Origin of the sequence: Streptomyces sp. NPDC060209, assembly GCF_042728155.1 — a bacterium.
Lineage (GTDB): Bacteria > Actinomycetota > Actinomycetes > Streptomycetales > Streptomycetaceae > Streptomyces.
The window spans coordinates 1-9,867 of record NZ_JBHWZS010000320.1 but is presented as its reverse complement, the minus strand read 5'-3'; the positions used below and the strand labels follow the sequence as shown (position 1 = coordinate 9,867).

8 protein-coding genes and 1 riboswitch are annotated in these 9,867 nt (G+C 68.3%); of the genes, 3 read left to right on the top strand and 5 right to left on the bottom strand.

What is annotated here, in order from left to right; translation table 11 throughout:
• Window positions 1–43 precede the first annotated feature (43 nt).
• From groL to thrC, 4 genes are all read right to left on the bottom strand, one after another.
• Window positions 44–1,666: a chaperonin GroEL gene (groL, locus tag ACFWFI_RS36555; protein ID WP_329039707.1), complete on the bottom strand. Its 1,623-nt coding sequence runs from the start codon at window positions 1,664–1,666 to the stop codon at window positions 44–46.
• A 333-nt stretch (window positions 1,667–1,999) separates the two neighbouring features.
• Window positions 2,000–2,206, bottom strand: coding sequence for a cold-shock protein (locus ACFWFI_RS36550; protein WP_003967346.1), 207 nt, complete (start codon window positions 2,204–2,206; stop codon window positions 2,000–2,002).
• Between the two features lie 446 nt (window positions 2,207–2,652).
• Window positions 2,653–2,928 carry a MoaD/ThiS family protein gene (locus ACFWFI_RS36545; RefSeq protein WP_099174090.1) on the bottom strand — a complete coding sequence of 92 codons (276 nt, stop codon included), beginning with the start codon at window positions 2,926–2,928 and terminating at the stop codon, window positions 2,653–2,655.
• Between the two features lie 28 nt (window positions 2,929–2,956).
• Window positions 2,957–4,255 carry a threonine synthase gene (gene thrC, locus ACFWFI_RS36540; protein ID WP_387398969.1) on the bottom strand — a complete coding sequence of 433 codons (1,299 nt, stop codon included), beginning with the start codon at window positions 4,253–4,255 and terminating at the stop codon, window positions 2,957–2,959.
• A gap of 18 nt (window positions 4,256–4,273) precedes the next feature.
• Window positions 4,274–4,401: riboswitch (SAM riboswitch) on the bottom strand.
• A gap of 153 nt (window positions 4,402–4,554) precedes the next feature.
• On the opposite strand from thrC, the gene ACFWFI_RS36535 reads away from it, so the two are divergent.
• Both ACFWFI_RS36535 and ACFWFI_RS36530 read left to right on the top strand, forming a co-directional pair.
• The gene (locus ACFWFI_RS36535) at window positions 4,555–5,505 is read left to right on the top strand and encodes a glucosyl-3-phosphoglycerate synthase (protein WP_387398972.1); all 951 of its coding nucleotides are present in this window, start codon (window positions 4,555–4,557) and stop codon (window positions 5,503–5,505) included.
• 70 nt (window positions 5,506–5,575) lie between these two features.
• Entirely contained in the window at window positions 5,576–6,979 is a 1,404-nt protein-coding gene (locus ACFWFI_RS36530; RefSeq protein ID WP_387398968.1) for an alpha,alpha-trehalose-phosphate synthase (UDP-forming), read from the top strand.
• On the opposite strand, the gene ACFWFI_RS36525 is transcribed toward ACFWFI_RS36530, so the two are convergent.
• Window positions 6,949–9,381 carry an NB-ARC domain-containing protein gene (locus tag ACFWFI_RS36525; protein WP_387398966.1) on the bottom strand — a complete coding sequence of 811 codons (2,433 nt, stop codon included), beginning with the start codon at window positions 9,379–9,381 and terminating at the stop codon, window positions 6,949–6,951. The genes ACFWFI_RS36530 and ACFWFI_RS36525 overlap by 31 nt on opposite strands.
• 131 nt (window positions 9,382–9,512) lie before the next feature.
• Here ACFWFI_RS36525 and ACFWFI_RS36520 point away from each other — a divergent pair, with 131 nt between their 5' ends.
• A complete protein-coding gene (locus tag ACFWFI_RS36520) occupies window positions 9,513–9,740 on the top strand; it encodes a hypothetical protein (RefSeq protein WP_387398964.1) in 228 nt (75 codons plus the stop codon).
• The last annotated feature ends 127 nt before the right edge of the window (window positions 9,741–9,867 follow it).

Below are 9,867 nucleotides of genomic sequence, written 5' to 3'. Positions count from 1 at the left end.
GTACGGATACTGCGGGTACTGCCTGGAGCTGCTGATCCGAGGATCAGAAGTCCATGTCACCGCCCGGCATGCCGCCCGGAGCGGCCGCAGAGGCCTTCTCCGGCTTGTCGGCGATGACGGCCTCGGTGGTGAGGAAGAGCGCGGCGATGGACGCGGCGTTCTGCAGAGCGGAGCGCGTGACCTTCGCCGGGTCGATGATGCCCTCGGCGATCATGTCGACGTACTCACCGGTCGCGGCGTTGAGGCCGTGACCGATCGGCAGGTTGCGCACCTTCTCGACGATGACGCCACCCTCGAGACCACCGTTGACGGCGATCTGCTTGAGCGGGGCCTCCAGCGCGAGCTTCACGGCGTTGGCGCCCGTGGCCTCGTCACCGGTCAGGTCGAGCTTCTCGAAGACGGCCGAGGCCTGGAGCAGAGCCACGCCACCACCGGCGACGATGCCCTCCTCGACGGCGGCCTTGGCGTTGCGCACCGCGTCCTCGATGCGGTGCTTGCGCTCCTTGAGCTCCACCTCGGTGGCGGCGCCGGCCTTGATGACGGCCACGCCGCCGGCCAGCTTCGCGAGGCGCTCCTGGAGCTTCTCGCGGTCGTAGTCCGAGTCGGAGTTCTCGATCTCGGCACGGATCTGCTTGACACGACCCTGGACCTGGTCGCTGTCACCGCCACCGTCGACGATCGTCGTCTCGTCCTTGGTGATGACGACCTTGCGCGCGGTGCCGAGCAGGTCGACGCCGGCGTTCTCCAGCTTGAGACCGACCTCCTCGGAGATGACGGTGCCACCGGTGAGGATGGCGATGTCGCCGAGCATGGCCTTGCGGCGGTCACCGAAGCCCGGAGCCTTGACGGCGACGGACTTGAAGGTGCCACGGATCTTGTTGACGACCAGCGTCGACAGAGCCTCGCCCTCGACGTCCTCCGCGATGATCAGCAGGGGCTTGCCCGACTGCATGACCTTCTCGAGCAGCGGAAGGAGGTCCTTCACGTTGCTGATCTTGGAGTTGACGATCAGGATGTACGGGTCGTCGAAGGACGACTCCATACGCTCCATGTCGGTGGCGAAGTACGCCGAGATGTAGCCCTTGTCGAAGCGCATACCCTCGGTGAGCTCGAGCTCCAGACCGAAGGTCTGGGACTCCTCGACGGTGATGACGCCTTCCTTGCCGACCTTGTCCATCGCCTCGGCGATCTTGGCGCCGATCTCGGTGTCAGCAGCGGAGATGGAGGCCGTCGAAGCGATCTGCTCCTTGGTCTCCACGTCCTTCGCCTGCTCCAGCAGAGCGGCGGAGACGGCCTCGACGGCCTTCTCGATGCCACGCTTCAGAGCCATCGGGTTGGCACCCGCGGCGACGTTGCGCAGGCCCTCGCGGACGAGCGCCTGGGCGAGAACGGTTGCGGTGGTCGTACCGTCGCCGGCGACGTCGTCCGTCTTCTTGGCGACCTCCTTGACCAGCTCCGCACCGATCTTCTCGTACGGGTCCTCGAGCTCGATCTCCTTGGCGATGGAAACACCATCGTTGGTGATCGTGGGCGCGCCCCACTTCTTCTCGAGGACGACGTTACGGCCCTTGGGGCCGAGGGTGACCTTGACGGCGTCGGCGAGCTGGTTCATCCCGCGCTCGAGACCGCGCCGTGCCTCCTCGTCGAACGCGATGATCTTGGCCATGTGAAGTGGTCCTCCCGGACAGGGGTGGATTTCTCCGGACCGAGAGGCGCCCGCGACGGACGGCCAGCGTGCTCAGTGGTTCCTTGCCCCACTGGGCCTGCGGGCCTCACCGGCCCGGTCCAAGTTTCTGTCACTCTCACCTGGAGAGTGCTAACGCCAATGATTAGCACTCGACCCCTGCGAGTGCAAGCGTCCTCTTCGGGATGTGGACAACCGCGGGGCTTCGCCGCAGGCGGCGACGGGGGAACCGGAGACGCACGTGAGGCCCGTTCCCCCGGTGGGAGGTACGGGCCCCGCGTGTGTGAGTAGTGTCGTTGGCCGACCGCGCCGAGCTCAGCCGACGGCGAGCTTGACCATGTCCGCCTGCGGCCCCTTCTGGCCCTGCGAGATCTCGAATTCAACTCGCTGACCCTCTTCGAGGGTGCGGTACCCGTCCATCTGGATCGCGCTGTAGTGGACGAAAACATCCGCACCACCGTCGACCGCGATGAAGCCGTACCCCTTCTCCGCGTTGAACCACTTGACGGTGCCCTGAGCCATGCCTAACTCCCCTATTACTGGCCCTTGCACGAGACCGCACTTCGCGGGCCCGGGTCAGAACTCACCCTCCGACAGGAGAGGGTGGCGTGCGCCGGAACGCGTCGACCGCGGCCGAATGTATCTGCCCAACTGCCCTCTGCAACAGGTCAATCGGACGAGAATTCTGGGCACACGTGACCGCACGCATTGGGGGAATTCATAAGATTCCAGGGCAAGTCGGGCCTGACAAAGGCCACTTATGCCACAAGGAGTTCACTTACTTTGGCTGCTTCTTGTCGCGGCCGGGCGCATTCTCATATGCGGGCGGCGCGGGCAGCTGCGGGGACTTCCCCAACTGTACCGTGCTCAACCATGCAGAATGACCCCCTCCGCTTCTCTCGCGGAGGGGGCCATTGTGTTCACGCTGTGCGGTCGGGCAGCGATAAGGGCCCGTAACCGTCCGGGGATCAGCCTCCGGCGACGGCCGGGATGATCGAGACGCCGGCGCCGTCCGGGGTGACCGCGTCCAGACCGCCCTCGAAGCGCACGTCGTCGTCGTTCACGTACACGTTGACGAAGCGGCGCAGCTTGCCCTGGTCGTCCAGGACGCGGGCGCCGATGCCCGGGTGGTTCTGCTCCAGGGACGCGATGACCTCGGAGAGGGTCGCGCCCTCGGCCGGGACCTCGGCCTGACCGCCCGTGTAGGTGCGGAGGATGGTGGGGATACGGACCTTGACGCTCATGTGGGTGCCTTCCTTCGGTCTCGGGTGGTCAGTTGGCGGCGGCGAGGCCCGCGTCGCGGAACGCGTCCAGGCTGGGCCGGATCGTCGCCGACAGGCCGGTCGTGGGGGCGACCGCGTCGAGCGTCTTCAGCCCGTCGCCGGTGTTCAGGACGACGGTGGTCAGGGACGGGTCGAGCAGACCGGCGTCGATCAGCTTCTTCGTCACACCGACCGTCACCCCGCCCGCGGTCTCCGCGAAGATGCCCTCGGTGCGGGCCAGCAGCTTGATCGCGTCGACGACCTGCTGGTCGTTGACGTCCTCGACGGCGCCGCCGGTGCGGCGGGCGATGTCCAGGACGTACGGGCCGTCGGCCGGGTTGCCGATCGCCAGGGACTTGGCGATGGTGTTCGGCTTCTGCGGGCGCACGACGTCGTGGCCGGCCTTGAAGGCGGTGGAGACCGGGGAGCAGCCCTCGGCCTGGGCACCGAAGATCTTGTACGGCTTGTCCTCGACGAGGCCGAGCTTGATCAGCTCCTGCAGGCCCTTGTCGATCTTCGTGAGCTGCGAGCCGGACGCGATGGGGATGACGAGCTGGTCGGGCAGCTCCCAGCCGAGCTGCTCGCAGATCTCGTACGCCAGGGTCTTGGAACCCTCGCCGTAGTACGGCCGGAGGTTGACGTTGACGAAGCCCCAGCCCTCGCCGAGCGGGTCTCCGATGAGCTCCGAGCAGAAGCGGTTGACGTCGTCGTAATTGCCCTCGATGCCGACCAGCTCGCCGCCGTACACCGCGGCCATGACGACCTTGCCCTGCTCCAGGTCGTGCGGGATGAACACGCAGGAGCGGAAGCCGGCGCGGGCCGCGGCGGCACCCACCGCACCGGCGAGGTTGCCGGTGGAGGAGCAGGAGAGCGTGGTGAATCCGAAGGCGCGGGCGGCCTCGACGGCGATGGCGACGACACGGTCCTTGAAGGAGTGCGTCGGATTGCCGGAGTCGTCCTTGACGTACAGGCCGCCGGTCACGCCCAGCTCGCGGGCGAGGTTGTCGGCCTTGACCAGCTTCGTGAAGCCGGGGTTGATGTTGGGCTTGTCCGCGACATCGGAGGGGACGGGCAGCAGCGGCGCGTAGCGCCAGATGTTGTTCGGGCCCTCGGCGATGCGCTTCTTCAGCTCTTCGGGGGAGCCGCTCGGCAGGTCGTACGCCACTTCGAGCGGCCCGAAACAGGACGCGCAGGCGAAAATGGGACCGAGCTCGAAACGCTCGCCGCATTCGCGGCAGGAAAGCGCTGCGGCGGGACCGAGGTCCACGGCGGAAGAATTGGTGTTCTCTGCAACTGTCTGCACGGCCATGATGGCGGAGGCCCTTTCTCCTCATCTTCCTTGCGACGTATTTCGCCACAAGACGGAATTGGCACCTTCCCCACCGTGACCTCGCGGTCGGCAGGAGGGTTGCCGGGACTTCAACGGGCCGTTCCCTCAGTCCCTCTGGATGAGCGCTATGGCACCGGACCATGGATCCGGGCGTTTATTCGCGGACCGACCCCGACATGCGAGGGTCATCCGCGTTGTTCAAGACTGTAACCGAAGCACCGGACGGTTGAGATAGTCGTCCGAACCGCGAGATGGATCACATACAGGGAGTATCGACCGTGCTGGAAGAGGTGGAACGCTGGCTGACCAGGCGTTCCTGGTCTGCTGCCGACCGCCCGCTCGACCGCCTCACGGCCGCTCGGGCGAGGGATCCGCACCGCTCGCGCGTGAGCGTCGTGCTGCCCGCGCTGAACGAGGAGGCGACGGTCGGCGAGATCGTGGCGGAGATCCGGCGCGAGCTGATGGAGAAGGTCCGGCTCGTCGACGAACTGGTGGTGATCGACTCCGGCTCCACCGACGCCACGGCCGAGGTCGCGCGACGGGCCGGCGCCCGGGTCGTCCACCGCGACTCCGTGCTCCCCCGGATACCCGCCCTCCCCGGCAAGGGCGAGGTCCTCTGGCGGTCACTGCTGGTGACCAGCGGGGAGATCGTGTGCTTCGTCGACGCCGACCTGAAGGACTTCTCCGCGGACTTCGTGTCCGGGATCGTCGGCCCGCTGCTGACCGACCCGCAGGTGCAGTTCGTCAAGGCCATGTACGACCGGCCGCTGGGCGACACCGCAGGACAGGGCGGCCGGGTGACCGAACTGGTGGCCCGCCCGCTGCTCAATCTGCACTGGCCCCGGCTGGCCGGCTTCGTCCAGCCGCTGGGCGGCGAATACGCGGTGCGACGCTCCCTGCTGGAACAGCTCCCCTTCCCGGTCGGTTACGGAGTGGAACTGGGCCTGCTCGTCGACGCGCTGCACACGGTCGGCCTGGACGCGCTGGCACAGGTGGACGTCGGGGTGCGCAAACACCGCCACCAGGACGGCCAGGCCCTCGGGCGGATGGCGGCCACGATCTACCGCACGGCGCAGCTGCGGCTCTCCCGCGGGCCACTCGTACGGCCCGAGATCACCCAGTTCGAGCGGGGGCCGGACGGGTTCGTCCCGCACACCCATGCGGTGGACACCGAGGAACGGCCGCCGATGCGGGACGTCGCGGAGTACGCCGCCCGCAACGCGGCGTAACGATTCTTCACGCCAGGCTTCGCACTCACTTCACGTTTGGCGGCTTCCCGAACGGGCTAGGTTCGGGTACATGGTCTCCGCGCACGCTGCCCAGGTACTCGTCGCGTCCAACCGCGGCCCGGTGTCGTACACACAGCGGGACGACGGCACCCTCGACTCGAAACGGGGCGGCGGCGGGCTCGTCTCCGGCCTCAGTGCCGTCGACGACAAGCTGTGGGTGTGCGCCGCCCTCAGCGACGGCGACCGCGAGGCGGTCCGGCGCGGTGTGTCCGAGCCCGGCGTCCGGATGCTCGACATCGACGCCGGGGTCCATGCCGACGCCTACAACGGCATCGCCAATTCGGTGCTCTGGTTCGTCCACCACATGATCTACCAGACGCCGCTGGAGCCCGTCTTCGACGCGGAGTTCCGCCGGCAGTGGGCCTCCTACGAGGCGTACAACCGGGCCTTCGCCCAGGCCCTGGCCGAGGAGGCGGGCGAGGGCGCCGCAGTCCTGGTGCAGGACTACCACCTCTCGCTGGTCCCCGGCATACTGCGCGAACTGCGTCCCGACCTGCGGATCGGGCACTTCTCGCACACCCCCTGGGCACCCGTCGACTACTTCCGGCTGCTGCCCGACGACATCGGCGAGCAGCTGCTCAAGGGCATCCTGGGCGCCGACCGCGCCGCGTTCCTGACGCGCCGCTGGGCGGACGCCTTCATCGGCTGCTGCACGGAGATCCTCGGCGGCACCGGCCACACCCGGATCGGGGTGCACGGGCTGGGCGCCGACGCGGACTTCCTGCGCCGCCGCTCGCGGGAGGCGGACGTGGACGAGCGCATGGAGATCCTGCGGGAGCAGGTGGGCGCCGACCGGCGGACGATCGTGCGGGTCGACCGCACGGAGCTCTCCAAGAACATCGTCCGCGGGCTGCACGCCTACCGGGCCCTGCTGGAGGAGCACCCCGAATGGCGCGAGCGCGTGGTGCACATCGCCTTCGCCTACCCCTCGCGGCAGGACCTCTCGGTCTACCGCGACTACACGGCGGAGGTCCAGCGGGTCGCCGACGGCATCAACGCGGAGTACGGCACGGAGGGCTGGACCCCGGTCCTGCTCCACGTCGACGACGACTTCGCCCGCTCCCTGGCGGCGTACCGGCTGGCGGACGTGGCCCTGGTCAACCCGATCCGCGACGGCATGAACCTGGTCGCCAAGGAGGTCCCGGTCGTCTCGGACCACGGCTGCGCGCTGGTGCTGTCCCGCGAGGCGGGGGCGTACGAGGAGCTGGGCGAGGACGCCCTCGTGGTCAACCCGTACGACGTGTCGGCCACTGCCACGGCACTGCACGAGGCGCTCACGATGGACTCCGACGAACGGGGCGCCCGCTCGAAACGACTGGCCATGGCTGCGACGGCACTGCCGCCGCAGCAGTGGTTCCTGGACCAGCTGGACGCGCTGCGGGGTCAAGGGCTCCCGTCCGGATCGCCGGGCTGACCGGACGGGCCCCGCATCCCCGCCAGCGTCTGGGCCGTGGCTTCGGCGAGCCGGTGGTCACCCCGGCGCTCGGCGTCCTGGACGACCTGCCGGCAGAGACTCTCACCCTCGGCCCAGCGCCCCTGCTTGATCAGGCAGAACCCGTAGACCCCCCTGTACATGCCCGCATCGCTGTGGCGCCCTTGCTCCATGAAGCGGTCGGCTGCTTCGAGGAGGTGAGTCCCGGCCTCGCTGCACCGACCCTCCAGGTGGAGGACCATCCCGAGCCGGGCGTGCGCGTCCACCGCGAAGAACGGATGTCCCAGAGCGACCGCGGCGCGCAGATCGGTGACGGCGTCGGCGAGTTGGTTCAACTGCATGAATGCCTTCGCTCTGAGCACGCGTGCCTCCGACTCGTTGCCATGACGCCCGTACGCGGCATAGGTACCGATGACCCCGTCCAGGCCTCGAAGGGCGGCTCGCGCGTCGTTCGCGCGGAGCTCCGCAGCAGCGGATCGCAGCCTGGCATCCGCCTCACGCATCGGATCACCGGACGCGGCGGCGGCTCGGGAAGCCCGTTCGGCCATGGCGGCGGCCTGCTCCGGTTCGCCGCGTCGCAGCAACACGATGCTCAGACCCGTCAGCGCGGCCGAGACCGCGGAGTCGGGTACATCCGGCCGATTGGCCACGGCGGTCAGATAGAAGGCCGCGCTCTCCCCCTCGTCGTTCATGAGCAGGGCCTGGCCATGCAGCAGCAGGAGGTCGTAGGGCCACGCCCCGAGAACCAGATCCTTGGGCAGATCTTCGACACTCGCGTTCGTGAGCTGCAGGAGGTCGGACAGCCGTGCCTTGCTCAGAAGGTAGGTGCCGAGGAAGAACGGAGCCCATCGCCGTATCGGCGTGTCCGCCGAGATCCCGGCCGTCGCACACGCGAGTACGTTGCCGACTTCGGCATCGAGCCAGCTGACGGCCTTCTCGGAATGCGGATAAGGCTGTTCGGGCAGGTCCGGTAGGACTTCGGCGATGTGCTCGGCCATGTCCGGGGTGAGGAGTGCCTCCGCGTGCGCCGCGTGGTGCAAGTAATGGGCGAACAGCCGCGGGAGCGCGTCGCTTCGCTCCGACTCCCAGGTGTCCGCGATATCCGGCTCGTTGGCGAAGAGGCGTACCAGGTCGTGGAACGCCCAGCGCTCACCGCCCGCGTTCCGCAGCAGATGTGCCCGGTCGAGGTTCGCCAGCAGGTGTCGGGGCGACTTCATCCCGAACAGCGGGCCCACGCAGTCGGTGGAGATGTCCACGCCCGGGGCGGCAGCCAGGAGATGCAGGGCGAGGCGTTCACGGGAGGGGAGCCTGTCGTACGACAGGTCCAAGGACGTCCGTACGGCCAGGTCCTCGTGCTGGAACGCCGCCAGTCTCTCCTCACGCCGCTCCGCCAGCTCCTCGGCCATGTCCCGCAGTGGCCGCTCCGGTTCGTCGCGCAGCAGGGCTCCGATGATGCGAAGCGCCAACGGCAGGTCACCGCAGAGCCCAGCGATCCTCGTCGCGGCGGCGCTGTCCTCGGTGATCCGGGTGTCCTGCACTCCGTCGGCCTGGGCCACGGCCTTGAGCAGGCCGACGGAACCGGCGTGCGAAAGCTCCCTGACCGCGTACGGCTTCGCCCGCAGGGTGCTGATCTTGTTCCTCGTCGTGATCAGCGTGTGGTGAGGGAGCGGAGGAATGATCAGCTCTACCTGGCCCGCGGTGCGGACGTTGTCGAGCAGGAGCAGCAGAGGTGCCTCACGACGGCGCAGCGCCTCGTTCCAGGCGCCGATCTTCTCGTCCAGGGTGACGGGCCAGTTGGGTGCCTTGTACTTCAGTGCTCGGAGCAGAATGTCGAGCACTTCCTCAGGACCGCGCTCGACGGCCGGTGAGTAGCTGTGCAGATCGACGCAGAGAGCTCCGCCGGCGAACCAGCCCTCCTCGTAACCTCGATGGGCGGCCGCTACCGCCAAGGCGGTCTTGCCCACGCCACCCATGCCCATGAGCGTGAGCGCGTTCTCGTCGTTCGCCCCCGCCCCGAGCCACGACATCAGCGCCTCGATGTCTTCGTCCCTCCCGGCGAAGACGTCGGGCTTCGGCGGCAGCATCACGCAGGGATGCTTGCGCCGCCTGCGCCAGTCCTCCACCTTGATCAGCCATGACCGGGCCTCCTCGTCCTGCACGGGTGTGGCACCCAGGTGCCGGAGGATCGCCAGCGAGGTCTCGTAGGTGGGCAGATGCCGCGCCGGATCGGAGTCCGGGCCGACGGCGGAGACGAAGGTACGAAGGCTCAGTCCGCACACGGTCGCGGCCCGCCGGTTCGTGAATCCGGAGGAGGCCTTCAGCCGCCGGAAGAGGTCGCGGAGACGATCAAGGGCTTCTCGCTCGGACGGCGTTCCGAAGTCCACTGATTCCTCCGCTCGTCGGCAGGCAGAAGGCCCCGCTCGGCAAAGTGCAGATAAGTGCACACGGACCCGGAACCGGCGCCCCTGGCACGGAGAGTTTCGGTATCGATTCTCGACCACGGAGGCGCAGTCCGATGCTGGAACCCATTTCTTCCCTGACTCTCCTGGTGCTCCTGGTCGCCGCGATGGTCGCGGTGATCGTCGCTCTGCTGGTCGGTGCGGCAACCATCTACCTCTCCCGCCGGGACGGGGCCACCTGGCCTTCCGCTCTCATCCGCGGCGGGATCGCGTTCAGTGGGATGCTGACGCTGCTGCTCCTGGCGGCGACGCTCGCCGTTGTCCTGCTGCAACTGCGTTCGTGAACGGCCGGGCGGGAACGCCTCCTCGCAGGAGGCAGCGATCACCACCCGCGCCTCGCGGCACCCTGCCCGCGGGCACTCGGCGCAACACCCGCGGCGGGCATGAGGAATGCCCGCGCAGCTCCCCAGC